This window comes from Geodermatophilus dictyosporus (assembly GCF_900115505.1).
Lineage (GTDB): Bacteria > Actinomycetota > Actinomycetes > Mycobacteriales > Geodermatophilaceae > Geodermatophilus > Geodermatophilus dictyosporus.
Map to the genome: position 1 here is coordinate 1 of NZ_FOWQ01000006.1, position 23,334 is coordinate 23,334.

Annotated in this window: 26 protein-coding genes; 12 read left to right on the plus strand and 14 right to left on the minus strand. The window is 74.7% G+C overall.

The window, feature by feature from the left end:
- The first annotated feature begins 563 nt into the window (after positions 1 to 563).
- Positions 564 to 1,220, plus strand: coding sequence for a MarR family winged helix-turn-helix transcriptional regulator (locus BMZ33_RS14730; RefSeq protein ID WP_169064357.1), 657 nt, complete (start codon positions 564 to 566; stop codon positions 1,218 to 1,220).
- A 7-nt stretch (positions 1,221 to 1,227) separates the two neighbouring features.
- Positions 1,228 to 1,479, plus strand: a complete 252-nt coding sequence (locus tag BMZ33_RS23360) for a GNAT family N-acetyltransferase (RefSeq protein ID WP_169064358.1) — start codon at positions 1,228 to 1,230, stop codon at positions 1,477 to 1,479.
- A gap of 157 nt (positions 1,480 to 1,636) precedes the next feature.
- On the opposite strand, the gene BMZ33_RS23365 is transcribed toward BMZ33_RS23360, so the two are convergent.
- A complete protein-coding gene (locus BMZ33_RS23365; protein WP_169064359.1) occupies positions 1,637 to 1,777 on the minus strand; it encodes a hypothetical protein in 141 nt (46 codons plus the stop codon).
- A 437-nt stretch (positions 1,778 to 2,214) separates the two neighbouring features.
- On the opposite strand from BMZ33_RS23365, the gene BMZ33_RS14735 reads away from it, so the two are divergent.
- The 3 genes from BMZ33_RS14735 (at position 2,215) to BMZ33_RS24150 (ending at position 3,508) form a co-directional block, all read left to right on the plus strand.
- Entirely contained in the window at positions 2,215 to 2,448 is a 234-nt protein-coding gene (locus BMZ33_RS14735) for a hypothetical protein (protein WP_136697304.1), read from the plus strand.
- A gap of 79 nt (positions 2,449 to 2,527) precedes the next feature.
- On the plus strand, positions 2,528 to 3,376 hold the full coding sequence (locus tag BMZ33_RS14740; protein WP_169064360.1) for a sensor histidine kinase: 849 nt from the start codon (positions 2,528 to 2,530) through the stop codon (positions 3,374 to 3,376).
- A gap of 36 nt (positions 3,377 to 3,412) precedes the next feature.
- A complete protein-coding gene (locus BMZ33_RS24150) occupies positions 3,413 to 3,508 on the plus strand; it encodes an ATP-binding protein (RefSeq protein ID WP_244524292.1) in 96 nt (31 codons plus the stop codon).
- Positions 3,509 to 3,523: 15 nt separating this feature from the next.
- On the opposite strand, the gene BMZ33_RS14745 is transcribed toward BMZ33_RS24150, so the two are convergent.
- The 3 genes from BMZ33_RS14745 to BMZ33_RS14755 all read right to left on the minus strand — a co-directional run bounded on the left by BMZ33_RS14745 (position 3,524) and on the right by BMZ33_RS14755 (position 7,905).
- On the minus strand, positions 3,524 to 5,656 hold the full coding sequence (locus tag BMZ33_RS14745; RefSeq protein ID WP_091111970.1) for a SpoIIE family protein phosphatase: 2,133 nt from the start codon (positions 5,654 to 5,656) through the stop codon (positions 3,524 to 3,526).
- Between the two features lie 387 nt (positions 5,657 to 6,043).
- Positions 6,044 to 6,721: a response regulator gene (locus BMZ33_RS14750; RefSeq protein WP_169064361.1), complete on the minus strand. Its 678-nt coding sequence runs from the start codon at positions 6,719 to 6,721 to the stop codon at positions 6,044 to 6,046.
- Positions 6,718 to 7,905, minus strand: a complete 1,188-nt coding sequence (locus BMZ33_RS14755) for a sensor histidine kinase (RefSeq protein WP_091111973.1) — start codon at positions 7,903 to 7,905, stop codon at positions 6,718 to 6,720. The genes BMZ33_RS14750 and BMZ33_RS14755 overlap by 4 nt, the downstream gene beginning before the upstream one ends.
- A gap of 195 nt (positions 7,906 to 8,100) precedes the next feature.
- Here BMZ33_RS14755 and BMZ33_RS14760 point away from each other — a divergent pair, with 195 nt between their 5' ends.
- Together BMZ33_RS14760 and BMZ33_RS14765 are read left to right on the plus strand one after the other, a co-directional pair.
- Positions 8,101 to 8,763: a hypothetical protein gene (locus tag BMZ33_RS14760; protein ID WP_091111975.1), complete on the plus strand. Its 663-nt coding sequence runs from the start codon at positions 8,101 to 8,103 to the stop codon at positions 8,761 to 8,763.
- Positions 8,764 to 8,954: 191 nt separating this feature from the next.
- Entirely contained in the window at positions 8,955 to 10,190 is a 1,236-nt protein-coding gene (locus tag BMZ33_RS14765; protein ID WP_091112661.1) for a PP2C family protein-serine/threonine phosphatase, read from the plus strand.
- Positions 10,191 to 10,212: 22 nt separating this feature from the next.
- Here the strand turns inward: BMZ33_RS14765 and BMZ33_RS14770 are convergent, their stop codons facing one another.
- Positions 10,213 to 10,644 carry an ATP-binding protein gene (locus BMZ33_RS14770; RefSeq protein WP_091111978.1) on the minus strand — a complete coding sequence of 144 codons (432 nt, stop codon included), beginning with the start codon at positions 10,642 to 10,644 and terminating at the stop codon, positions 10,213 to 10,215.
- Positions 10,645 to 10,818: 174 nt separating this feature from the next.
- Here BMZ33_RS14770 and BMZ33_RS14775 point away from each other — a divergent pair, with 174 nt between their 5' ends.
- A complete protein-coding gene (locus BMZ33_RS14775) occupies positions 10,819 to 12,378 on the plus strand; it encodes a phospholipase D-like domain-containing protein (RefSeq protein WP_169064363.1) in 1,560 nt (519 codons plus the stop codon).
- Here BMZ33_RS14775 and BMZ33_RS14780 read toward each other — a convergent pair.
- A complete protein-coding gene (locus tag BMZ33_RS14780) occupies positions 12,335 to 12,631 on the minus strand; it encodes a hypothetical protein (protein ID WP_091111983.1) in 297 nt (98 codons plus the stop codon). The genes BMZ33_RS14775 and BMZ33_RS14780 overlap by 44 nt on opposite strands.
- Before the next feature lie 147 nt (positions 12,632 to 12,778).
- On the opposite strand from BMZ33_RS14780, the gene budC reads away from it, so the two are divergent.
- From budC to BMZ33_RS14795, 3 genes are read left to right on the plus strand one after another with little or no spacing between them, the layout of a single operon-like run.
- On the plus strand, positions 12,779 to 13,552 hold the full coding sequence (gene budC, locus BMZ33_RS14785) for a meso-2,3-butanediol dehydrogenase (protein WP_091111986.1): 774 nt from the start codon (positions 12,779 to 12,781) through the stop codon (positions 13,550 to 13,552).
- A 2-nt stretch (positions 13,553 to 13,554) separates the two neighbouring features.
- Positions 13,555 to 14,091, plus strand: coding sequence for a class I SAM-dependent methyltransferase (locus BMZ33_RS14790; protein ID WP_169064364.1), 537 nt, complete (start codon positions 13,555 to 13,557; stop codon positions 14,089 to 14,091).
- 33 nt (positions 14,092 to 14,124) lie between these two features.
- Positions 14,125 to 15,300 (plus strand): acyl-CoA dehydrogenase family protein, encoded by a 1,176-nt coding sequence (locus tag BMZ33_RS14795; RefSeq protein ID WP_091111988.1) that lies wholly within the window; start codon positions 14,125 to 14,127, stop codon positions 15,298 to 15,300.
- On the opposite strand, the gene BMZ33_RS23370 is transcribed toward BMZ33_RS14795, so the two are convergent.
- From BMZ33_RS23370 to BMZ33_RS14810, 4 genes are all read right to left on the minus strand, one after another.
- Positions 15,297 to 15,464 (minus strand): hypothetical protein, encoded by a 168-nt coding sequence (locus BMZ33_RS23370; protein ID WP_169064365.1) that lies wholly within the window; start codon positions 15,462 to 15,464, stop codon positions 15,297 to 15,299. The genes BMZ33_RS14795 and BMZ33_RS23370 overlap by 4 nt on opposite strands.
- Before the next feature lie 83 nt (positions 15,465 to 15,547).
- A complete protein-coding gene (locus BMZ33_RS14800) occupies positions 15,548 to 16,252 on the minus strand; it encodes a DUF3618 domain-containing protein (RefSeq protein WP_091111990.1) in 705 nt (234 codons plus the stop codon).
- A gap of 39 nt (positions 16,253 to 16,291) precedes the next feature.
- Positions 16,292 to 16,906 carry a phage holin family protein gene (locus BMZ33_RS23375; protein ID WP_169064366.1) on the minus strand — a complete coding sequence of 205 codons (615 nt, stop codon included), beginning with the start codon at positions 16,904 to 16,906 and terminating at the stop codon, positions 16,292 to 16,294.
- 2 nt (positions 16,907 to 16,908) lie between these two features.
- On the minus strand, positions 16,909 to 17,754 hold the full coding sequence (locus BMZ33_RS14810) for a hypothetical protein (RefSeq protein ID WP_091111993.1): 846 nt from the start codon (positions 17,752 to 17,754) through the stop codon (positions 16,909 to 16,911).
- A 301-nt stretch (positions 17,755 to 18,055) separates the two neighbouring features.
- On the opposite strand from BMZ33_RS14810, the gene BMZ33_RS14815 reads away from it, so the two are divergent.
- Complete coding sequence (locus BMZ33_RS14815) at positions 18,056 to 18,898, plus strand: siderophore-interacting protein (RefSeq protein ID WP_091111996.1); 843 nt, start codon at positions 18,056 to 18,058, stop codon at positions 18,896 to 18,898.
- A gap of 67 nt (positions 18,899 to 18,965) precedes the next feature.
- Here the strand turns inward: BMZ33_RS14815 and BMZ33_RS14820 are convergent, their stop codons facing one another.
- The 4 genes from BMZ33_RS14820 to BMZ33_RS14835 all read right to left on the minus strand — a co-directional run bounded on the left by BMZ33_RS14820 (position 18,966) and on the right by BMZ33_RS14835 (position 23,218).
- Positions 18,966 to 19,754 (minus strand): enoyl-CoA hydratase/isomerase family protein, encoded by a 789-nt coding sequence (locus BMZ33_RS14820; protein ID WP_091111999.1) that lies wholly within the window; start codon positions 19,752 to 19,754, stop codon positions 18,966 to 18,968.
- Between the two features lie 3 nt (positions 19,755 to 19,757).
- Complete coding sequence (ypfJ, locus tag BMZ33_RS14825; protein ID WP_091112001.1) at positions 19,758 to 20,657, minus strand: KPN_02809 family neutral zinc metallopeptidase; 900 nt, start codon at positions 20,655 to 20,657, stop codon at positions 19,758 to 19,760.
- A gap of 90 nt (positions 20,658 to 20,747) precedes the next feature.
- Positions 20,748 to 22,346 carry a helicase HerA-like domain-containing protein gene (locus tag BMZ33_RS14830; protein WP_091112004.1) on the minus strand — a complete coding sequence of 533 codons (1,599 nt, stop codon included), beginning with the start codon at positions 22,344 to 22,346 and terminating at the stop codon, positions 20,748 to 20,750.
- A gap of 26 nt (positions 22,347 to 22,372) precedes the next feature.
- Positions 22,373 to 23,218 (minus strand): formate/nitrite transporter family protein, encoded by an 846-nt coding sequence (locus BMZ33_RS14835; protein ID WP_091112007.1) that lies wholly within the window; start codon positions 23,216 to 23,218, stop codon positions 22,373 to 22,375.
- Positions 23,219 to 23,334: the final 116 nt, after the last annotated feature.

The following is a 23,334-nucleotide window of genomic DNA, read 5'->3' on the forward strand; positions in this document are numbered from 1 at the left end:
GGCGGCGAGCGCGCTCAGGGCGGTGAAGCCGGCCGGGTCGTTGGGCAGCTGGCGGACGACCACCGCCCGGCCGCCGTCGTCGATCACCGCCACGGCCAGGGTGTCTTTGTGGCTGTCGATTCCTGCGAACATCCCTGCCTCCGCTGCGCCGTCGACCGCGGCCGGGCAGAGCGCGAGCACCTCAAGGGACCACGAGCCGCGTCCCCACGCCTCTATCGAGCGTCAGCTGCCCGGACTGGACCGCCGCCGGGAGACACCCACTCAACGAAGCCTCAACCGGTGGGTTGGGCAGCAAGACGTCGAGCCTTCCCGACGGCGGCGCGGACCCCGTCGATGGCGGGGCGAAAGCCATCCTGACCTGAGGTGCAAGACGTGTGCCGCCCCGTGATCTTGTTGATCTCCAGTGCTCGGGTAGGGCCGTCTCGCGCATCGACAGCCACCGAGCGTCGAGCGGTGTCTGTGCCGGGTGTGGGTGTTCGGGGTGTGTCTGAGGGCGGCTTCAGGGACATCCCGAGGGCGCTGCGTCTGTGCGGCCGGGTTCATCCTCTGACTGGGGTCAGAGGATGGAGGACGGCGCGGTGGCGCAGGTGCGGCAGTTCAACCGGGCGGTCACCCAGCGGGTCGGTGCGCTCTACGACAGCTTCCTCTCGCGGCGCCGCCCGCTGGGACACTCCCGTGTGCTGTGGGAGATCGGCACCGAAGGCAGCGACGTCCGAGCTCTGCGGTCCCGACTCGACCTGGACTCCGGCTACCTGAGTCGGATCCTGCGGACGCTGGAGGACGAGGGACTGGTCACGGTCGTCCCGAGTCCGGTCGATGCACGGGTGCGCGTGGCCCGACTGACCGCGGCCGGCCAGGACGAACGTGCTGAAGTGGACGCCCGGTCCGACGAAGCTGCTGCGGCGCTGCTGGCAGGGCTGACCAGCTCGCAGCAGCGCCGTCTGGTCGCCGCGATGGCGACGGTCGAGCGGTTGCTGCAGGCGTCGGTGATCGAGGTGCGGGTCGAGGACCCTCGCCATCGGGACGCCCGCTACTGCACCGCCGAGTACTTCGCTGAACTGACCCGACGTTTCGACGGCGGCTTCGACGCTGCCCGCAGCCTGCCGGCCGGCGATGAGGAACTGACCCTGCCGGCCGGGCTGCTGCTGGTCGCCCGCCTGCACTCGGCGCCGTGGGCTGCGCAGCACTCAAGCTCCACGGGGAGGAGCCGGCGGAGGTGAAGCGGATGTGGGTCGCCGGGTCCGTCCGGGGCCGGGCCTGGGTCGCCGCCTGCTCGCCGCGGTCGAGGACCAGGCCCTGGCTCACGGCGTACGCACGCTCCGACTGGAGACCAACCGTGCCCTCACCGAGGCGATCGCTCTCTACCGGTCGACCGGCTACCGCGAGGTGCCCGCCTTCAACGACGAGACCTTCGCCGACCACTGGTTCGAGAAGCAGCTGTCCCCGTCCAGCCGCGGCAGCTGTGCCTCGGGACGTTGAACCCACACGGGACCGCGGAGTTCGGGTCGGGGCTTCGAGGAGCGACTCAGGTCAGTGCTGACCGGTGCGAGCGGGGAGTTGGCCGCGATCCACGACGCCGAGGTCGTGGCGGTGGCTCGGCTAGGGGCCGTCCTGCGCAGGTGACGGCCCGTGCTCGTCAGGCGGAAGCGCCGCGCTCGAGCCGCAGGTCGGTGAAGGGCGTGCGGAGCTGCCGCACCGTGTCCTCGCCGGGACCCCGTTCGAGGTCGAGCAGCACCTCGTAGGCGTCCAGGGCGAGGGCCCGTCCCCGCGGGGTCACACAGCCAGCCGCCCGCCGCGGCGCTGGTGGTCGTCCTCGTGACGGTCCCCGCCGGCGTCGTCCATCGATGCGTCCCCATCTCCCACAGGCCCCTCGGCCCGTGGGCGACCGCCGGTCAGCGGTCGGGCGGGTCGGACGGTCGACCACGGGAAGTTCGCCCTCTGTGTCGTGGACGAGGGGCGCGACTCGCCGGTGACCTGTTCACCGTCCGTCAGCGGCGGGCCTACGGAGGAGCGCTCCTGACGCTCGTGGTCTTCCACTGAGTGTCGACCGGAGGACCTGCAGGACGGGACGGGTCCGCTCGTGTACCCGGCGGGACGGGGGGCGCCGGCGACGCGAGTTCCGTGGCGACCGCATCGGTCATCGCCTGCTGGAACGCCCGCATGGTGGGGACGGCGGTACTCAGTTCGACCTCGCCGGTGTCTATCGTGGCCCCGGTGAGTGAGAAGCCGCTCGCAGCCGCGCACCGACGTGTCGGCCACGCCGGGCACGCAGTCGAACGCCGGATGCTGGGGCTCGCGGACGAGGTGCCGGATCCTGAAGCGATGCGGATCCGGGCCCGTGAACCGTCCGCCCACGGTGACGGGCGCCTGGCGAAGGCCGACGCTCTCGAGGATGCCGACGACGTGAGCACTGCCGGCGCCCGGCTTGAGTGCCCGACCGTGGGGTAGACAGGAGAAGCCGGATCGGTACCACGCCGACCCGTATGCGTAGCCGGACGGCATCCCACGGGGGGCACCAGCCTTGCATGTGAGTGACCAGGCTCGTGCCGGCCGTGCACTCGGGACGGCCGCCGGACAGGCGTCGGTCTTCCGGCACGACGCCCTGGTCTACGACGACGTCGAGCAGCTCACCGCGCTCGCTGTTCCGTGGCTGCGCGAGGGCCTGGCCGAAGGGGACGCTGCGGTGATCGCCGTCGGCCCGCAGAGGACCGAGCCGCTGCGCGCGGCGCTCGACGACGATCCGCGCGTCGTCGTCGTCGAGCGCCACGACCTCTACCGGTCCCGCACGCCGACCGCCATCACCGCCTTCCGCCGCTATGCGCACGAGCACGCCTCCGCCGGCCGGCGGGTCCGGGTGGTCGGCGAGGTCGACTTCGGCGCCACCGCCGCCGACCGTCGCGAGTGGCAGGCGTACGAGGCGGTGATCAACGAGGCGTTCGCCCCCTACCCGCTCTGGGGGCTGTGCGTCTTCCGCGCCGACCTGCCCGAGCCCGTACTGGACTGCGCCCGACACACCCATCCGCACCTGATGACCGGCGACGGACGTGTCACGAACCCGGACTTCATCGCCCCGGCGAGCTACCTGCGTGAGCTGCCGGTGCCGGAGGAGCCGCTGGAGGGCACCGCGCCGGCATTGTCCGACGACGCCATCAGTGACTACACCGGCCTGCGCCACGCCGTTCGTGCCCTGCTGGCGACCGTCGACGGGCCACCCGACGTGCTCGAGGACTTCCTCATGGCCGTCGACGAGATGACCTCCAACGCCGTCCGGCACGGCACCCCACCCGCCGGACTGCGGATGTGGGCCGCGCCCGGCCGCCTGGTGGCGACCGTCCACGATTCCGGGCACGGCCTGGACGACCCGTTCGCCGGGTAGGGCCCAGCGCACGGGGCAGACCTCTCCCACGGGGGCATGGGCCTGTGGCTCGCCCGGCAGCTGTGCGACCACGTCGCCATCCGCCGCGACCAGGACGGCGTCAGCGTCCGGCTGACCACCAGCTGGCGCTGAGGGGCGCCAGCCGGATCAGTCCGCAGGCACGTTCGGCGGCACCCTGTTAGGGCCGGCCTGCGGCGGCCGCGGGCGGTCCTGCGGATGCAGCTGGAGGGCGATGAGAGCGACGTCGTCGCCAGGATTGGTCGGCAGCATCCGGGCCAGCACTTCGTCGCACAGGCTGTCGAGGTCACGGCCGGCCAGCTCGCCCAGCACGGTCTGCAGCCTGTCCAGACCGTGGTCGATGTCCTCGTGCCGGCTCTCGACCAGCCCGTCGGTGTAGAGCAGCACCACGCTGTCCCACGGGAGTGTCACCTCGGCCTCGCGCCGCGGCACGTCCGGCGAGACGCCGAGCAGCAGGTCGGGTCGGCCACCGTCGAGGACCCGGACCTGGTGCTCCGGGGTGATCACCATCGGGGGCGGGTGCCCGGCGTTCGACCAGCGCAGCCTCGCCAGCCGCGCTGCCCGCTCCTCGTCCGTCTGCTCGAGGCGAGCGACCACCGCAGTGGCGAGGATGGCCGACTGCAGCGTCTGCATGACCTGCTCGACCTCGGCCAGCACCTCGGCCGGTGCGGCGTGGTCGCGGGCGGCCAGCGCCCGCACGATCGTGCGGGCCTGCCCCATCGCGGCCGCAGCCTGGACGTCGTGGCCGACGACGTCGCCGATGACGAGCACCGTGGCACCGGATGGCTGCAGGAACGCGTCGTACCAGTCCCCGCCGACCTCGGCGGCCTCCGCGGCCGGCACGTACCGCACCACGATCTGCACGTGGTCGGGCTCCGGCGGTGCGGTCAGCAGCGACCGCTGGAAGCCCTCCGCCAGGCCGCGCTGCTGCCGGAAGAGGCGGGCGTTGTCCAGCACCACTCCGGCGCGGGCGGCGACGTGGCGGGCGGTCACCAGGTCCGCCGAGGTGAACCCGCCGCGATCCTGGCCGGTGCACAACGTCAGCATCCCGACCGGACCGTTCCGGCCGGGCAGCGGGAGGACGGCGATCGACTCGGGCGCCAGTTGCAGCAGCACATCACGCACCGGCCCGGTGGCGATCATGTCGCCCGCCAGTCGCATGGCGTCCCTCGGGAGCAGTTGCAGCTGCCCGGTCCGCATGGCGCGGACGACCAGCGCGTCGTCGCGCAGCACGCCCAGCCGCGCCCGGGCGTAGGCGTCGACCGCCTCGCGGAGCTCCGGATCGTTGTGCCAGGAGGTGACGTTGCGCAGGGCGCGACGGTCGCCGCTGGCCTCCTCGTCGTCGATCAGGGTGACGATGCACCAGTCGGCGATGCCGGGGACGACGAGGCGGGTCAGCCGGCGGGCGGCCTCGTCGGCGTTCAGCGTGGCCGACAGCTCCTCGGTGATCCGCGACAGTAGCCGCTCGCGGTCCGCGGCTCGCTCCAACAGCTCCTGGGCCTGCCGTCGGCCGGTGATGTCGAGGAAGTACAGCGCCATCCCGTCAGCGCTGGGCACGGCGCGGACCTCGACCCAGACGTTCAGCGGCTCGGGGTAGAAGGCCTCGAAGACCACCGGTTCACCGGTGTCAGCGGCGTGGCGGTAGTTGGCCTCGAACTCGGTGCCGACCGTGGCGGGGAACGCCTGCCACAACGTTCGGCCCAGCAGGTCCCTGCGCGGCGTCCCGGTGACCCGCTCGGCCTCGGCGTTGACGTGGGTCATCACCCAGTCGGTGTCCATCGCGATGAAGCCGACCGCCATCGACTCGACCAGCTGGGCCAGGCGGTCCTGCGCCTGGCGGCGGACGGAGATGTCCCAGGCGGCGCCGAGCAGCCGGACCGCCGTGCCCGACTCGTCAGCGAGAGCGCGTCCTCGGGCGGCCACCCACCGCTGTTCTCCGTCGGGGAGCACGACGCGGTACTCCGCGGCGTACTCACCCACCGTGTCGATCGCGCGCTGCAGCAGCGCCCCGACCCGGTCCACGTCCTCGTGGTGGAGTCGGGCGTTGAAGGCGTCGATGCTGCGGTCGAAGGTGGCGGAGTCGTAGCCGAACAGATCGATGAGCCGGGCATCCCAGTTCAGCGTCCCCGTGACGAGGTCCCAATCGAACGTGCCGATGCCCGCGGCGTCGATCGCCAGACTCAGCAGTTCCCACGCGGTGGCCGTCGAGCCGTCAACCAGGTCCGGCAGGCCGCTCGACGCTTCCTTGCCGTTGTCGCTCATGTCCCTCGTTCCACGCCCCGGCGGATGCCGGCGCAACCGGCAGCGTCCCATTGTGGACGATCACCGCCCGGCCCGGATCTGGTGGCAGTTCTGGTTGCAGTTGCCGTGATCCCGCGGTCGTTCGGGTCCGTCCGTTACCGTTTCTAGGACTCACGAGAGCGCTGCTCAGGACGCATGTTCCGGATGTTGGTGGACGACCGCGAACGCGATCACGACGGCCTGGCAGTGTGGGGGTCAGGGGTTCGAGTCCCCTCAGCTCCACCCAGAGACGACTCAGGCCGTTCCCCTTCGGGAGAACGGCCTGAGTCGTCTCCGGGTGCGGCGCACCGCGATCACGCTGCTGCGCCTGCAGCCCCGTTGTGCCGGAGTCGGTACCCGGTGGCGGGGTCAGCCCGGGGCGCCGTCTCGCGGCCGGACCAGGCCGGTCTCGTAGGCGACGACCACCGCCTGGACCCGGCCGCGGACGGCGAGCTTGGTCAGCACGCGGGTGACGTGCGTCTTGACCGTGCCGACGCCGAGGAACAGGGCGTCGGCGATCTCGACGTTGGAGGCGCCGCGGGCCATGAGGACGAGCACCTCCCGCTCACGGTCGGTGAGCGCGGCCAGCCGGGTGTCGGTGACGGTGTCGGGCGCGGCTCGGGAGCGGCGGACGAAGTCGGCCATCAGCCGGCGGGTGATCTCCGGTGCGAGCAGCGCCTCACCGGATGCCGCCGCCCGCACCGCGCTGACGAGTCGGTCGCGTGGCATCGACTTGAGCAGGAACCCGGCTGCCCCGGCCTCGATGGCCGCCAGCAGTGCGTCGTCGGAGTCGAAGGTCGTCAGCATGACCACCGCGGTGTCCAGCCCAGCCTCGGCCAGGATCCGGCGGGCGGCGTCCAGACCGTCGATCCCGGGCATCCGGACGTCGAGCAGGGCGACGTCGGGGCGGTGGGTGCGGCACTGCGCGACCGCCTCGGCGCCGTCGGCCGCCTCGGCGACGACGTCCAGCCCGGGCTCGGACTCCAGGATCATGCGGAGCCCGGCCCGGACGAGGGCCTCGTCGTCGGCGAGCAGCACCGTCGTCACGGGGACCCCACGGGGAGGGTCGCCCGCACCTGCCAGCCGGACCGGTCCGTGCGCGGCCCGGCGACGAGCTGCCCGCCGACGAGCGACACCCGCTCGCGCAGGCCCACGAGGCCGAAGCCGCCGGTGCCTGCCGGCGCACCAGGGGTACCGCCCTCGTCGGTCACCTCGACGTGGACGACGTCGTCGGCCGCTCTCAGACTCACCTGGACGAGGCCGCCCGGCGCATGGCGCAGCGCGTTGGTCAGCGCCTCCTGCACCACCCGGTAGCCGGTGGTGCTGACGGTCGCGGGCAGCCGGGACGGGACGTCGGCGAGGAGGCACTCGACCCGCGTCCCGGCGGCGCGGACCTGCTGTACGAGGTCGGGCACGTTCTCGAGGCCGCCGCCCACGGTCTCCTGGTCACCGTCAGCGCGCAGCACCTCGAGCACCTGCCGGACATCGGTGAGGGCGGTGCGACCGGCCGCCGTCACGACGTCGAGCGCCTCGGACACCGCGGGTTCCCGCTCGCCGAGCCGGGCCTGCGCACCCTCGGCGTACAGCAACATCAGCGTGATGCCGTGGCCGATCACGTCGTGGCACTCGCGGGCGATGCGCCGGCGTTCGGTGGCCACGGCCTCGGCCCGGCGGGTCCGTTCCTCCAGCGAGCGCAGCCGCTCCACTGCCACCTCCCGCTCGGCGCGTACCGCCCGGTCCAGTTGCTCGCACGCGACGCGGGCCAGGACCCACAGCGTGACCGGGACGCCGGCGTTGACCACGACGTCGGCGAGGACGCGGCCCTCCGGTTGGGTCAGCGGGTAGAGGACGGCGTCGGGCAGGACGAGCGCGGCCAACCCCAGCGCCGCCGCCCCCCGGGACGGCGCATACCACGCAACCGAACAGGTCATCAGCAGGTAGACCAGGTACACGACGGCCGACGGAGCGGTGCCCAGCGCGGCCGTGACGCCCATGCCCGCGCCGGCGACGGCGGCGGCGACCACCGGGTGGACCCGGCGGAGCGAGACAGCGGCGCAGATCACCGCCAGGGTCAGGTGCTGGAGGAGCGGTGGGCCCTCCAGCAGGCTGCGCCGAGCGACGAGCTCGACCTGGACGACGGCGCCGAGGACGACCGCGCAGACGAGGTCGCGGGTGCCGACCGGCAGCGCGCGCCACCGTGCCCCGAGTCCTCGCTGCCGGCCACCGGGCATGCCGGAGATGGTAGGGAGCACGCCCCGCCGGGGGCGTCTCCCGCGCGACGGAGCGGGGTCTGTCCCGGGACAGACCCCGGGTGCGCCTCCCGGCAACGAGGAAGGTCCCGACGGCGGACTCGCCGGGGCGGCCGCTGTTCCTAGCGTCGTCGCCGTGCCGGCACCGGGCCGGCCGCAGCGACGGAGGAGCGGGACATGGCGATGGAGTCGGCGATCGACACGGTGGGGCGCGAGGGCGTGCGGCGGGGACACGTCGGGGTCGCGGCGTGCGGCGTGGGGGCGCTGGCCCTCTACGTCGGGGCCGCGCTGTCCTTCGCCGATCCGCTGGGCGGGAGTGCCACGGCGGAGGAGGCCGGGGCGCGGCTGCAGGACTCCACGATCGAGCGCGCCGTGCTGCTCTTCGGCGGCTACCTGCTGCTCGCACTGGTCGTCGTCGCCGCGTTGGCCGAGGCGCTGCGCGGTGGGGGAGCGGCGCGGCGGGTCGTCCCGGCGCTGGGCGTCGCCCACCTCTTCCTCTTCGCGCTGGGCGTCGCCGCTCTCGGTGCCGCGCGTGGGGTCTCGGCGACGTTCGACGGCGAGGTCGGCCCGGCGTCGCTGACGGCGGGTCTCGTCGTGTCGAACGCGGCGTTCCCGCTGGCGCAGTGGGCCGGTGCCGGGTTCGGCGTCGCCGTGCTGCTGGCCTCGTGGGGGCTGGGTGGCCGGCTGCGGGGGCTCGGCGTCGCGGCCGCGGCGCTGGGCGTCGGTCTGCTCGTGCCGCCGATCGGCTGGGCCGTCCTCTACCTGACCCCGCTGTGGTTCGCAGCGGCCGGGGTCCTGCTGGCCGCCGGGACCCGGAGGTCCTCGGCAGCGGCTCGCTGACGTCCGCAGCTCCACCCTCCGGCCTCTCGCGGAGCGGAGGGTGGGCCCGCGTGCACGGCCGCGGCGGACCCGGAGCCCGCTGCTCGCGGACGCGCAGGCCATCCGCCTCCACGACGCACGAGGAGCCGTCAGGCTCGTCGCCCTAGAGTCAGCCCGTGCTGACCCCGCCGGCTCCGCGCTCGGATGTCGCCATGCTGCTGGACCAGGTCGAGGGAACGGCACCCATCGAGGCCGTGGGCGCCGCGGCCGACGCGCTCGCGGAGCGGCTGGGCGCACGCGAGCTGTCCTTCCTCATCGCCGACTTCAGCGGGCGGGCCGTCGTCCGTCTCACGACACGGGCCGCAGGCGTCGAGGGGGCGCGGACGCAGGCCGGCGCCCAGGCGGAGACGGTGCCCATGGCGGGCACCGTCTACGAGCGCGTGCTGCGGACCCAGGTGGTCGACGTGCGACCGCTCGACGACGGGGTCCGGGTCATCGCCCCGGTCACCGACCGCGGGGACGCCATCGGGTTGCTGGAGCTGGTCCTGCCCGGGCAGCCGCCTGCGGTGGTCGTCGCCGACGTCGCCGCTGCCGCACACGCGCTGGCCTACGTCGTCATCGCCGCCCGCCGCTACACCGACGTGTTCGAGTGGGGACAGCGCACCACGCCCTTCTCCCTGGCCGCGGAGATCCAGCGCCGGCTGCTCCCGGCCTCCTACACCTGCGAGGCCGGGCAGTTCACCCTCGCCGGCTGGCTGGAACCGGCCGCGTCGGTGGGCGGCGACACGTTCGACTACACGCTCAACGAGGACGCGCTGCACCTGTCGATCACCGACGCCGTCGGCCACGAGGTCCAGGCCGCCCTGCTGGCCACCCTGCTCGTCGGAGCGCTGCGCAACGCCCGCCGCCGGGGTCTGGACCTCGCCGCCCAGGCCCGCTACGCGAACGACGCGATCACCGGCCACGCGGCCGCCGGCCAGTTCGTCACCGGACAGCTCGTGCGCGTGGACCTGTCGGCCGGCACCGCAGCGATCGTGAACGCCGGTCACCCCCTCCCGCTGCTGTTGCGCGGGGGCCGGGTCCGGGAGCTCGACCTCGACGTCGCGCCGCCCTTCGGTGTCGTGCCCGGCCGGTCGTTCCCGGTGCAGCGCCTCCCGCTCGGGCCGGGGGACCGGGTCGTCTTCCTCACCGACGGCATGCAGGAGCGCAACGCCGCCGTCCTCGACGTCGCGACGGCCCTCCGCGACACGACGGACCTGCACCCCCGCGAGGTGGTGCAGGAGCTCGGCGCCGCGGTGCTGCGGGCGACCGGGGGAGACCTCCGCGACGACGCCACCCTGATGTGCCTGGACTGGTACGGGGGTCCTCCGCGGCCCAGCGACAGCGTGCACGGCGCGGACGCCGGCATCGCCTCCCCCGCGCGGTCCCTGCCGCACGAGCGCGGCTGACGGCGGCCCCGGAGCCCGTCCCTCAGCCGGTGGGGAACCGGGCCCAGACGTGCTTGCGGTCGCCGTCGACGGTCCAGCCGCGGTCGGTGGTCAGGCACGCGACCATGCGCAGGCCCATGCCGCCGAGCGCGGGGTCGCGGCCGACGGCGGGCTCGGGTCCGTGGTCCGGGTCGCCGTCGCTGACGTCGAGCAGCAGCCACCCGTCGGTCCGGACGGCGCGCACCCGCACCGGCGCCCGGCCGTGCCGCAGGCCGTTGGAGGCCAGTTCGTCGACGGCGACGACCAGGTCGTCGACGACCCCTCCGTCCGGGCCGGCCCCCTCGAGCCCGTCCGCCACCCAGGCCCGCAGGCGCGCTCGCACGGTCCGCAGCTCCGCCGGGCGGGAGACCTCCGACTCGTGGTGGGGGCCCGCGGTCTCCGGGCGCGGCCGTCGAGGCCAGAGCTCTGCGTCCATGTCCCCGTTCCGTTCGATCGTGTCCCGGAGGCGGTTCCCCGTCCTGGACCCCGCGAACCAACCGGTCACCACTCCCACCAGGGAGGCAGCCGGCCGCCTCGTCCCCGCCGCCGCGGGACACCCCAGAGGGGGATGGGCGCACCGGGTGCTTGCGCGGGTCGGCACACTCGCGGGGTGATCGAGAGCGCCGACGCCGCCGGGACGACGGCCCCCGTCCCCTCCGTGCCGGCGCTCCGCGGGGCGGGCGGAGGGCCGGTGCCCGCGCCGTCCGACGACGCCCTGCTGGTGCCCGGCGAGACCTGCTGGCGCATCGAGCGCGCCGACCGGCACGCCGTGTTCGTCGACGCCGCCGACTACTTCGCCACCCTGAAGCGGGCCGTGCTGCGGGCCGAGCGCCGGGTGCTGTTCATCGGCTGGGACTTCGACCCCCGCATCCGGCTGGACCCGCGCGCCCCCGGCCCGGCCCGCGAGGACCGCCTGGGGCGGGTCCTCGAGCGCGCGGTGGTCGCCAACCCGCGGCTGGAGATCGGCGTGCTGCAGTGGGACCTCGGGATGGTGGTCGCCCTGACCCGGCGGATGGCCCCGCTCGTGCTGCTCGACCGCCGCACGCCCGACCGGCTGCGCCTCACCGTCGACACCCACCACCCGATCGGCGGCGCGCACCACCAGAAGATCGTCGTCATCGACGACTGCCTGGCCTTCGCCGGGGGCATCGACGTCACCGCCGACCGCTGGGACACCTCCGAGCACCGCACCCGGCACCCGCTGCGCCACCGGCCGCACTCGACCCGGCTGCGCGGTCCCTGGCACGACGTCACCAGCCTGGTCTCCGGGCCGGCGGCCCGCGCGATCGGCGACCTGGCCCGGGAGCGGTGGGAGAGCGGCACCGGCGAGCACCTCGAGCCGGTGACCGACGTCGAGGCGTGCTGGCCCGACGACGTCGAGCCCTTCCTCACCGACGTCGACGTCGCCGTCTCCCGGACCCGCCCCGAGCACGGCGGCACCGAGCTCGTGCACGAGATCGAGCTGCTGTGGCTGGCCGTGATCGCCGCCGCCCGGCGCACCGTCTACATCGAGACCCAGTACTTCGCCAACCGCCGCATCGCCGAGGCCATCGCCGAGCGGCTGCAGGAGGAGGACGGGCCGGAGTTCGTCGTCCTCAACCCCCTGTCGGCCGACAGCTGGCTGGAGGTCAGGGCCATGGACACCGCCCGCGTCAAGCTGGTCGACCTCGTCCGCCGCGCCGACCGCCACGACCGCTTCCGGCTGCTGGTGCCCGTCACCGAGGAGCGCCGGTCGGTGTACGTGCACGCCAAGGTGACCTGCCTGGACGACCGGCTGCTGCGGATCGGCTCGTCCAACCTCAACAACCGGTCGATGGGCCTGGACACCGAGTGCGACGTGTCGATCGAGGCCCGCACCGGCCACCCGCGCGAGCAGGAGCTCCGGTCCGCGGTGCTGGCGCTGCGGCACCGGCTGCTGGGCGAGCACCTGGGCGTGGACGCCGACGAGGTGGCCGCGGCCGTCGAGCGCTGCGGCGGGTCGCTGGTCCGGGCCATCGACTCGCTGGTGCGGCCGACCGGCCGTTCGCTGGTGCCCTTCGAGCCCCCCGAGCTCGACCCGGTCGACCGCTTCCTCGCCGAGAGCGAGCTGCTCGACGCCGAGTACACGCCGAACCGCTGGCGCCGGGTCAAGCAGGCCTTCGCCGGCCGCCGTCGTCGCCAGCGGGGCTGAGCGGGATCCCGGCCCGCGCTTCCCGGAGGACGCCGCGGGAGCGCAGCACCACCGTGACGGTCGCGTGGCGCAGCCGGACCTCCGGCGGTGCCGAGCGCAGGCAGTCCGGCGCGCGACCCTGCACCCGGGACAGGACCTCGACGAGCAGGTCGTCGGCCAGGCGGGGCTCCGGCACGCAGCGGCGCAGCCACCCGTGCACGGTGGCGGCCCCGTCGGTCGGCTGCGGCACCGGCACCACCTCGTCGTGCGCCATGGGATTGGACGCCAGCGGCCTCGTGTCGCCGCGGCGCGGTGGACGACCGCGGTCCGGTGGCGGTCACCCGTCCGGGGCGCGGGCTCCACCGCCGCGGGTGGTGCCGGCCACGGGTTGGGCGTCGCCTCTCCGGGGGAGGAGCGGGGCATGGGCTCCACGACCTTCGACTTCACCGGCTCCGTCGTCCTCGTCACCGGCGGCGGCTCGGGCATCGGCCTGGCGATCACGCGCGCCTTCCTCGACGCCGGCGCGACCGTGGCGGTCACCGGCAGACGGCGGGACCGGCTCGAGGCCGCGCTCGCCGGCGTCCCCGCGGAGCGCACCGCGGCCCTGCCGGCCGACGTGTCCGACCGTGGGCAGGTGCAGCAGGTCGTCGCCGACGCCGTCGACCGGTTCGGCCGGCTCGACGTCGTCGTCAGCAACGCCGCCGGTTACGAGACCGGCGAGCTGACCGACCTGCCCGACGACGCCTGGGAGCGGCTGCGCGCCACCAACGTCGACGCGTTCTTCCACCTGGCCAAGGCCGCCCTGCCGCACCTGGCGGACTCCGGCGGCAACCTCGTGTCGGTCTCCTCGGTGTCGGGGCTGCGCGGCGACTGGGGCCAGGCGGCCTACAACGCCACCAAGGCCGCGGTCACCAACTTCGTGCGCTCGCTGGCGCTGGACTGGGGCAGCCGGGGCGTGCGGCTCAACGCCGTCGCGCCCGCCTTCACCCTCACCGAGCTCACCGAGGGCGTCGGCCGCGACGAGGCCTCGCTCGCGCCGTTCCGCGACCGGATCGCGCTCGGCCGGCCCGGCGAGCCGGACGACGTCGCCCCGGCCGTGCTGTTCCTCGCCAGCGACGCCGCCCGCTACGTGACCGGCGCGGTGCTGCCGATCGACGGCGGCACCAGCGCCTCCACCGGCCAGCCGCACGTCTGACCGTGCCCCGGCGCGAGGCGTCCGACCGGCTGGCCTGGGTCGCCGGGGTGGTGGCCGCCGCACCCGGCGAGCGGGTGCTGGAGGTCGGCTGCGGCCACGGTGTGCTGGTGACCCTGCTGGCCGCCGCCGTCGGGGACGAGGGCCGGGTGGTCGCCGTCGACCGCTCGCCGCGGATGGGGGCGGCCGCCACCCGGCGCAACCGGGCGGCGGTCGACGCGGGACGGGTCCGGGTGGTCGTGGCGCCGCTGGCCGACGCCGAGCTGGGCGGGGAGCCCGTCGACGTGGTGGTCGCCGCGGACGTGCGGGCGCTGTGGACGCCCGGCCCCGAGTGGGACGTCGTCGACCGCGTGCTCGCGCCCGACGGCCGGGTGGTGGTCGCCGCCTCGCTGATGGACCCCGGCGGGGGCCCGCGGCTGGTGGCGGGGCTCACCGACCTCGCCCGCGCCCGCGGCCTGGCCGTGTCCACGACGGCGTCGACGACGGCCACCCGGCCGTACCCGACGGCCGCGGTCGAGTTGCGCCGCGCCGCCGGCGGGTAGGGCACGTCCCACCCACCGACGGGAGGACCTGCGATGACCGACGAGCTGCCCGGCGACCTCTACGACTACGAGTCCCTGCTCAGCGAGGACGAGCGCAAGGAGCTGCTGGGCATCCGGCGCTTCCTGCACGAGGAGGTCCGGCCACGGGTGAACCAGTCCTGGGAGACGGCCACCTTCCCGATGGACCTCATCCCGCGCTTCGCCGAGGAGGGGATGGTCGGGCGCAGCTACGACCTGGAGCACCGGCCGCGGGCCTCCCGCCTGTTCACCGGCTTCATCTCCCTGGAGGCCTCCCGCGTCGACCCGTCGATGGCGACCTTCCTCGGGGTGCACAACGGCCTGTCGATGGGGTCGATCGTGCTGCTGGGCTCCGACGAGCAGCGGGCGCGCTGGGTGCCGGACATGGTGTCGCTGCAGAGGATCGGCGCCTTCGCGCTGACCGAGCCGCACGGCGGGTCCGACGTCGCCCAGGGCCTGGAGACCACCTGCCGCCGCGACGGCGACGAGTGGGTCATCGACGGCGCCAAGCGGTGGATCGGCAACGGCACCTTCGCCGACGTCGTCGTCGTGTTCGCCCGCGACGTGGCCGACGACCAGGTCAAGACCCTCGTCGTGGAGAAGGGCACCCCCGGCTTCACCGCGACCAAGATGGAGGGCAAGTACGCCCTGCGCACGGTGCAGAACGCCGACATCGTGTTCGAGGACTGCCGGGTGCCGGCGGAGAACAAGCTCGCGGAGGGCAACTCGTTCCGCGACGTGAACCGGGTGCTCAAGCTGACCCGCGGCGGCGTCGCGTGGAACGCCGTCGGCTGCCAGATGGGCGCCTTCGAGGCGGCGATCGCCTACGCCAAGGACCGGCGGCAGTTCGGCCGGCAGATCGCCGGCTTCCAGCTGATCCAGGACCTGCTCGCCCGCATGGCCGGCAACGTGACCGCCAGCCTCGGCATGGCGGTGCGCGTGTCGCAGCTGCAGGAGGAAGGCGTCTTCCGCGACGAGCAGGCGGCGCTGGCCAAGGCCTTCGTCACCGGCCGCGCCCGCGAGACCGTGGCGCTGGCCCGCGAGCTCTTCGGCGGCAACGGGATCCTGCTGGAGAACGACGTCGTGCGGTACTTCGCCGACGCGGAGGCGCTGTACTCCTACGAGGGCACCCGCGAGATCAACAGCCTGATCGTGGGTCGCGCGCTCACCGGGGTGAGCGCCTTCGTCTAGCCGCCGGCCCGCAGCGGCCGGTCGGGGACGGCGGGCGGCTCCGCGTCCGGGGTGCCCGGCGCCGGCGGCTGCCCGGAGAGGAGGAAGGCCAGCAGCCGGGCGGGCAGGTCGCCCTCGGGCGCGGGGGCGGCCGGCCGGGCGGGGGTGACGTCGTCCTCGGTCACGGCACGAGCCTGCCACCGCACACGGCACCGCGCCCCGCCGGGTGACCCGGCGGGGCGCGGTGCGTGCTGCGGTCGGTGGAGCCTCAGCTGGAGCTGGTCTGGCTCTGCACGGTCTCGCGGGACTGCTGGGCCTGGCCCTGCACGTCCTGCGCGGCCGACTGGCCCTCCTGCTTGACCGTCTGGGCGGCGTCCTGGGCGGTGCCCTTGACCTCCTGGACGGCCTGCTCGGCGGCCGGCCGGAGCTGCTCGCCGACCTCCTGCGCGGCCTGCTTGGCGGGGGCGAGGAGCTCGTCCTTGTGCTCCCGCACGGCGGCCTCGGCCTGCTGGGCCAGCTGCCGCTCCTTCTCGGAGGCGGGCAGCAGGCTGGAGACCAGCCAGCCGACGCCGAAGGCGATCAGCCCGGCCGCCAGGGGGTTGCCCTGCGTCTGGCGGACCACCGCGTCGGGAGCCTGCTGGACGGCGTGGGCGGCCTGCGAGGCGGCGTCCTGCACGGTGCCGGCCGCGTTGCTCGCCGCGCCCTGCACCGAGCCGACCGCGTTCTGCGCGGTGCCCTGCACCGAGCTCATCGCGCTCTGCGTGGTGCCGCGGGCCGAGGAGTGCGTGTCGTGGGCCGAGCCCATGACGCGGTCCTTGACGTTGGCGAAGCGGCCCTTGGCCGAGGCCATGCGCCGGTCGACGACGCGGGCGGGGTTGACCTTCTCGTTGAGGGCGTCGACGTCGTAGCTGAGCTCGCGCCGGGTGTCCTCGATCTGTCGCCGGATGACGTCCGGGTCACTGCTGCTGGTCATGTCTGCTCCAGGGAGGGGAGGCGGCCGCAGCCGCGGGGGTCAGTGGGGCTTGAGGGCGCCGGGGACCTGCTGGAGGGTGTCCACGGTCCGTTCGGGCTTGGGGTTGACCTGCCGGAACTTCTTGCGCCCCATCACGAAGGCGATGGCGCCGATGACGCCCCAGATGATCGCCACGATGAGGGCGGCCAGGCCGGTGTCCATGACGTTCGCCAGCGCCCACCACAGGGCGAAGGAGAGGAACAGCAGCACCATGTAGCCGGCGAAGCCCGCGGCGCCGAACATGCCCGCGCCCTGGCCGGCCTTCTTGGCCTCGACCGTGATCTCGGCCTTGGCCAGCGCGAGCTCCTGGCGCATCAGCACGGAGAGGTCGGTGGTGACCTCGCTGATGAGCTGCCCGACCGAGGTGCCCTCGACGTCGGGGCGACCGGTCTCGGTCATCGGGGTCCCGCGCTCACCGGAGTGGGCGCCGTAGCCCTGGTCGTAGGCGGATCCCTGCTCGTAGCCTGGCGTCTGCTCGTAGCCGGTGGGCTGCTCGTAGCCGGCGTAGCCCTGCTCGGCGGTCGGCGGCACGGCGTAGTTGGCCTGCGGCGGCTCGGGCGGGTAGCCGGAGCCGGAGCCGCCCACCGGCGTGGCGCCGGAGTAGGGGGAGCTCACGGTCAGACCCCCGTCCCCGGGCGACGGGCCGGGTCGTCCCAGCCGGCGGGTGCGGCCGGCGGCACGACGCTGCCCTCGGGCGGCGTCGTCCCGTAGGGCGGCGGGGGCAGCGGGGCGCCGGTGGTGGCCGCCGACTGGCCGTAGCCGCTGGTCGTCGTCTCGTACCCGGTGGTGGTGGTCTCGTAGCCGGAGTAGGTCGGCGCCGGTTCCACGTAGTTGCCCTGCGGGTAGGTGTTCTGCGCCTGCGCCAGGTGGGCCTCGGTGCGCCGCGACGAGCCGTTGTCGCTGGTGTGCGCGGCCTTGACGCCACTGGTCAGCCGGCCGGCGAGCACGCCGGCGAGGGCGGCGCCGAGCAGGAAGGTGCCCGGCTTGCGGCGGGCGAAGGAGCGGACCTCGTCGAGCAGGTCGGCCGGCTCCCGGTTCTGCAGGAAGGTCGCGAACTCCTCGACCCTGCCGGCGCCCTGCTCGATCAGGTCGCGGGCCGGGCCGGGGGCCGGGGCGTTGCCGGCGACCATGCCGCGCAGCTGCTCGGCCAGGCTCGACAGGCTCTGGCCGGCCTTCTGCTGCTGCGTGACGGCCTGCTGGCGGACCTGCGTGCGGCCCTGCTGGACCAGGCTCTGGGCCTGGTGCCGGGTCTCGGCGACCACGTTCTTCGCCTGGTCCGCGGCGGTCGAGGCGACCTGGCTGCCGGCCTCCTTGGCCGTCTGGCCGACGTTGCGGGCCTCGTCCCGGGCCACGTCGGTGGTCGAGGGCGAGCCGGTGCTGGTCGAGGTCGTACTCGTGTCCCCGTAGCCGGTCGCGCCCGAGGAGGGCGGCGGCGGGAGGGGGGCGTCGATGGAGTGGGTCATCGTTCCTCCTGAGTGGATCTCGGTCGGGGCTGGCGCTACCCAGTTCGCGATCACCCACACATCCCGGCGACGGTCGTCACCGGTTCGTGTGCAGGTCAGCGCGTGGCCGGGGGTGCGGGTGCAGCCGGTCGGGAGCGGTGCGGAGAGGTGGCCGGGCGAGCGGTCGAGGGACCGTCCGCGGCGCCGGCCACGCTGCCGTTCCCGCTGGCCAGCGCCTACCCGGACGGTCGGGTCCGGAAACGGCGCCGGGCCCGCGTGTCGCCGGGAGTAAGGTCAGCCTTCCCTGACCTGAGGAGCACGCATGGCCGACGAGCGCCCCCGCCGCAGGCGGACGCCCCGCACCGGGACCGTCCTGCGCACCACGCGCGTGACGCCGCACACCGTCCGCGTCGTCCTCGGGGGCGACGGGCTGGCCGGGTTCGCGCCCGAGCACGCCGACTCCTACGTCAAGCTGCTCTTCCCGCCGGCCGGTGCCCCCTACGGCGCGCCCTTCGACGTCGACGACGTCCAGGCGCGGCTGCCGCGGGAGCAGTGGCCGGTCACGCGCACCTACACCGTGCGTGCCTGGGACGCCGATGCCGGCGAGCTCACCGTCGACGTCGTCCTGCACGGCGACCAGGGCGTCGCCGGCCCGTGGGCCGCCGCGGCCCGGCCGGGGGAGACCCTGCAGCTGTTCGGCCCCGGCGGCGCCTACACGCCGGCCGCCGACGCCGGCTGGCACCTGCTCGCCGGCGACGAGACGGCGCTGCCGGCGATCGCCGCCGCGCTGGAGGCGCTGCCCGCCGGCGCGCGGGCCGAGGTGTTCGTCGAGGTCGACGGCCCGGAGGAGGAGCAGGACCTCACCGCCGGTCCCGGAGTGCGGCTCACCTGGGTGCACCGCGGCGCGGCGCCGGGCGTGGCGCTGGTCGCCGCCGTCTGCGGCGCGGACCTGCCCGCGGGCGACGTCCACGCGTTCGTGCACGGCGAGGCCGGCGCGGTCCGCGAGCTGCGGCGCTTCCTGCGCAGCGGCCTGGGGGTGCCGCCGGAGCGGATGTCGGTCTCGGGCTACTGGCGGCTGGGCCGCACCGAGGACCGGTGGCAGGCCGAGAAGCGCGAGTGGAACGCCGCGGTCGAGGCCGAGGAGCGGGGCCTGGCCCTCGCCTGACCCTCGCCCGGCCCTCGCCCGGCCCTCGCCCGGCCCCGCCCGACGGAGGACCCGCGGGAGGTCCGGGTCAGGGGCGCCAGGGGAACCGCGGCGGGCGGCGCTCGGTGAAGGCGGCCACGCCCTCGGCCAGCTCGCCGCTGGCGGCCGTCTCCCGGTACCAGCGCGCCGCCAGCGCCTGGACCGCCTCGTCGTCCCGGCCGTCGGCCAGCGCCGCGACGACCTCCTTGGCCGCCCGCTGGGTCAGCGCGGAGCGCGAGGCGAGCACCTCGGCGAACCGGCGCACCTCCCCGGCGAGGTCGCCGGCGGGCAGCAGCCGGTCGACCAGCCCGGTGCGCAGCGCGTTCTCCGCGTCGAGCAGCTCGCCGGAGTACAGCAGGTAGCGCGCCGTCGCGGGGCCCACGAGCTGCACCAGCTGCCGGACCGACGTCGGGGTGAAGACGATGCCGACCCGGGCCGGGGTGACGCCGAAGACGCCGGTCGGGTCGGTGAACCGCAGGTCGCAGCACGTGGCCAGCTCGACGCCGCCGCCGATGCAGTGCCCGCGCACCATGGCGATCGTCGGGCGGGGGAAGTCGCGCAGCGCGGCCTGGGCGGCGAGGTTGTCCCGCCGCAGCTGGGCCATGGGGTCTCCGCTGTCGGGGCCGCCGAGCAGGTCGCCGATGTCGGCGCCGGCGCAGAAGCTCGGCCCGGCGCCGGTCACCACCAGCACCCGCACCGCCGGGTCGTCGGCCAGCCCGGCCAGCACGCCGGGCAGCGCGGCCCACATGCCGGCGGTGAGCGCGTTGCGCTTCTCCGAGCGGTCGATCGTGAGGACGGCGACCGCGTCGTCGCGGGTGACCTTCAGGTTCTCCGGCACGGCTCAGCCCAGGTCGTCGGTGGCGAAGGTGTCGCACTGCGCCGGGTCACCGGTCTCGTACCCGGTGAGGAACCAGCGCTGGCGCTGCTCCGACGAGCCGTGCGTGAAGGTGTCCTGGTCCACGGTGCCCCCGCCGAGGTTCTCCTGGATGAAGTCGTCGCCGATCCGGCCGGCGGTGTCCAGCGCGCGGTCGACGTCGTCCTGGGTGATCTCCTCGATCAGCGGCGCGCCGGAGGCGTCGGGCACCGTCTCGGCGTGGTTCGCCCAGGCGCCGGCGTAGCAGTCGGCCTGCAGCTCCAGCCGCACGGTGCCGCTGGTCGGGCCGGTCTCGCCGGGCGTCACCAGCCGGTTGGCGCCGAGCAGGTTCTGCACGTGGTGGCCGTACTCGTGGGCCAGCACGTAGGCGTTGGGGAACGCCCCGCCCTCGGCGCCGAACTGCGAGCGCAGCGTGTCGAAGAACGACAGGTCGATGTACACCAGCTGGTCGGCCGGGCAGTAGAACGGGCCCGAGCCGCTGGTGGCGCCGCCGCAGCCGGTCGGCGTCCGGCCGGAGAAGTAGACGGTGTCGGTGGGCACGTACTGCGCGCCGAGCTCCTGCGACCAGTAGTCCTGGATCGAGTCGATGTCGGCGAGGACCGCGCACTCCACCGAGTCGTTCGCGTCACCGGTCTCGTCGCAGGACTGCTCGAGCACGCTGTTGTCGGCCGTCTCGCCCTCGCCCAGCCCGGCCAGCGCCCCGAGGGCCGCGCTGCTGTCACCGCCGCCGAGGACCTGGAACAGCACGACGACGAGGACGCCGACCAGCCCGAGCCCGCCGCCGCCGACGGCCAGCCCCCGGCCGCCCCCGCGCCGCCGGTCCTGGACGTGCGAGGTGTCGAGCCGGCCGCCCTCCCTGTACCGCATGCTGTGGCTGCCCTCCGCTCCGGTGTGCGGACCCGACCGTGCCACCGGCTCCCCGGCGCCGCGACCCGGGCCGGCCGGGACGCGGGTCGCTCAGCGACGGCGGCGGCGGGTGCCGAACAGGCCGCGGGTGAGCTCGCGGCCCAGCGCCGAGGCCGCCGAGCGCGCGAAGGAGCGGAACACCGGGGAGGCCATGACGTCGGACAGCACGCCGCCGTCGCCGGGCTCCTCGGGTCGCCCGCCTCGACGCCGGGGCGCCGGCTCCTCCCGCGGGACCGGCTCCGCCCGGGGCGCCGCCGGCGCCGGCGCGAGCCGGGCGGCGAGCAGCTCGCGCGCCGACTCGCGGTCGACGGGGGTGCCGTAGCGCGGCTGCAGCGGTGAGGCGGCCACGGCCGCGGCCATCTCCCCGGGCGGCACGGTGCCCATGCCGGCCCGCGGCGCGCGGAGCACCGTCCACGCCAGCGGGGTGGGTGCGCCGCGCTCGGACAGCACGGTGACCGCCGCCTCGCCGGTGCCCAGCGACGTCAGCAGGCCGGCCACGTCGTCGTAGACGTCGCTGCGGGGGAACGTCCGGACCGTCTTCCTGAGCGCGTCGGCGTCCTCGGGGGTGAAGGCGCGCAGCGCGTGCTGCACCCGGTTGCCCAGCTGGCCGAGCACGTCGGAGGGGACGTCGGTGGGCTGCTGGGTGACGAGGAAGACGCCGACGCCCTTGGACCGGATCAGCCGCACGGTCTGGGTGACCGCGGTGAGGAACGCCTTGCTCGCGCCGCGGAAGAGCAGGTGCGCCTCGTCGAGGAAGAAGACCACCTTCGGCTTCTCCAGGTCGCCCACCTCGGGCAGCTGCTCGAACAGCTCGGCGAGCAGCCACACCAGGAACGTGGAGAACAGCGCCGGCCGGTCGGCGACGGCGGGCAGCTCCACGGCGCTGATGACGCCGCGGCCGTCGGACGCGGTGCGGATGAGGTCGTCGGGGTCGAAGGCGGGCTCGCCGAAGAAGACGTCGCCGCCGAGGTCCTCCAGCGCCACGAGCTCGCGCAGGATCACCCCCGCCGTGGCCCTGGACAGCCCGCCCAGGCCGGCCAGCTCCTCCTTGCCCTCCGTGCCGGTCAGCCAGGTGAGCAGCGCGCGCAGGTCGGCCAGGTCGAGCAGCGGCAGGCCGGCGGCGTCGGCGTGGTGGAACACCAGCCCCAGGGAGCTCTCCTGGGTGGCGTTGAGGTCGAGCACCTTGGCCAGCAGCACGGGGCCGAAGTCGCTGACCGTCGCCCGCACCGGCACGCCGGTGCCCAGGCCGCCGAGGGCCAGGTACTCGACGGGGAACCCGGTGGGCTGCCACGGGTCGCCGGTGTCGGCCGCGCGCCGGGTGACCCGCTCGGTGGCCTCCCCGGGCCGGGCCAGGCCCGCCAGGTCGCCCTTGAGGTCGGCCAGCACGACCGGCACCCCGGCCGCCGACAGCTGCTCGGCCATCAGCTGCAGCGTCCGGGTCTTGCCGGTGCCGGTGGCGCCGGCGATCAGGCCGTGCCGGTTGAGCGCCGCCAGCGGCAGCCGCACCTGCTCGTCCGGGTGGGTCCGCCCGCCGGCGTGCACGGCACCGAGGTCGAGGGCCGGGCCCCCGACGGCGTACCCGGCCGCGATCCGGGCCGCGGCCGCCGCGGCGTCGTCGTCGGGCGTGGGGGTGGCGCTGGGCTGGCTCACGCCGGCGACCGTAGCGACGGCGGCTCTCAGGCGCGCTCCGCCGGCTCGGCGGCGGTCTGCGGGGCGGCGTCGGGCTGGTCGCGCAGGAACAGGTACCAGTACGACGTCCCGACGAACACGACCGCGCCGACCAGGTTGCCCACGCCGGCCAGCGACCAGTTGAGCAGGGTGTCGCCCCAGTTGGCGCCCTCGACGCCGGCGAACACCGCGGCCGGCAGGAAGAACATGTTGGCGACGACGTGGTCGAAGCCCATCGCGACGAAGGCCATGACCGGGAAGAAGACCGCCAGGATCTTGCCCGAGACGCTCGAGGACGCCAGCGACATCCACACCGCCAGGCAGACCAGCCAGTTGCACCCGAGGCCCCGCAGGAACGTCTCCCACGCGGTGTGGTGGGTCTTGCCGTCGGCGATCTCCGCCAGCCGGGCGAAGGTCAGCCCCGCACTGCCGGTGCTCTCCGGGTCGCCGATGACACCGGTGGACACCGCGAGGAAGTAGGCGACGAACAGCGCCCCCAGCAGGTTGCCGAGCAGCACCAGGGTGAGGTTCCGGACGACGTCCCCGACCGCGATCTTGCCGTTCATGGCGCCCAGCGGGACCAGCATCATGTTGCCGGTGGCCAGGTCGGAGCCGGCGATCAGCACGAGCACCAGGCCGAGGGTGAAGGCCGCCCCCATGAACAGCGTGGGCAGCGTGCCCCAGGTCTCCGCGGCCAGCCCCGAGGACACGGTGATCGCGACCAGCGCCCCGAAGGAGATGTAGGCGCCGGCGAGGAAGGCGCTCACCAGCACCCGGTCCCAGGTGCGGTGCACCTTCTTCGCGCCGGTCGAGCTGGCGACCCGTGCGATCTCGGCGGGCTCCTTGGCGGTCATCGCGCCTCCCCGGGGACTGGGCGTCGCCCCGGACGCTAGCGGTACGGGATCGTCCGCGCCGCCCGGGGACGGTCCCGGTGCGGGGATGGCCCTAGGGTCGGGGCGTCCACCGAGCC

What these genes read in the sequence shown, in the direction of transcription:
- BMZ33_RS14730 (WP_169064357.1), top strand. Translation starts at nt 564, where the DNA reads ATGGAGGACGGCGCGGTGGCGCAGGTGCGGCAGTTCAACCGGGCGGTC.
- BMZ33_RS24150 (WP_244524292.1), top strand. Translation starts at nt 3,413, where the DNA reads ATGGGCCTGTGGCTCGCCCGGCAGCTGTGCGACCACGTCGCCATCCGC.
- BMZ33_RS14745 (WP_091111970.1), bottom strand. Translation starts at nt 5,656, where the DNA reads ATGAGCGACAACGGCAAGGAAGCGTCGAGCGGCCTGCCGGACCTGGTT.
- BMZ33_RS14755 (WP_091111973.1), bottom strand. Translation starts at nt 7,905, where the DNA reads ATGCCCGGTGGCCGGCAGCGAGGACTCGGGGCACGGTGGCGCGCGCTG.
- BMZ33_RS14760 (WP_091111975.1), top strand. Translation starts at nt 8,101, where the DNA reads ATGGCGATGGAGTCGGCGATCGACACGGTGGGGCGCGAGGGCGTGCGG.
- BMZ33_RS14765 (WP_091112661.1), top strand. Translation starts at nt 8,955, where the DNA reads ATGCTGCTGGACCAGGTCGAGGGAACGGCACCCATCGAGGCCGTGGGC.
- BMZ33_RS14770 (WP_091111978.1), bottom strand. Translation starts at nt 10,644, where the DNA reads ATGGACGCAGAGCTCTGGCCTCGACGGCCGCGCCCGGAGACCGCGGGC.
- BMZ33_RS14780 (WP_091111983.1), bottom strand. Translation starts at nt 12,631, where the DNA reads ATGGCGCACGACGAGGTGGTGCCGGTGCCGCAGCCGACCGACGGGGCC.
- budC (WP_091111986.1), top strand. Translation starts at nt 12,779, where the DNA reads ATGGGCTCCACGACCTTCGACTTCACCGGCTCCGTCGTCCTCGTCACC.
- BMZ33_RS14795 (WP_091111988.1), top strand. Translation starts at nt 14,125, where the DNA reads ATGACCGACGAGCTGCCCGGCGACCTCTACGACTACGAGTCCCTGCTC.
- BMZ33_RS14800 (WP_091111990.1), bottom strand. Translation starts at nt 16,252, where the DNA reads ATGACCAGCAGCAGTGACCCGGACGTCATCCGGCGACAGATCGAGGAC.
- BMZ33_RS14810 (WP_091111993.1), bottom strand. Translation starts at nt 17,754, where the DNA reads ATGACCCACTCCATCGACGCCCCCCTCCCGCCGCCGCCCTCCTCGGGC.
- BMZ33_RS14815 (WP_091111996.1), top strand. Translation starts at nt 18,056, where the DNA reads ATGGCCGACGAGCGCCCCCGCCGCAGGCGGACGCCCCGCACCGGGACC.
- ypfJ (WP_091112001.1), bottom strand. Translation starts at nt 20,657, where the DNA reads ATGCGGTACAGGGAGGGCGGCCGGCTCGACACCTCGCACGTCCAGGAC.
- BMZ33_RS14835 (WP_091112007.1), bottom strand. Translation starts at nt 23,218, where the DNA reads ATGACCGCCAAGGAGCCCGCCGAGATCGCACGGGTCGCCAGCTCGACC.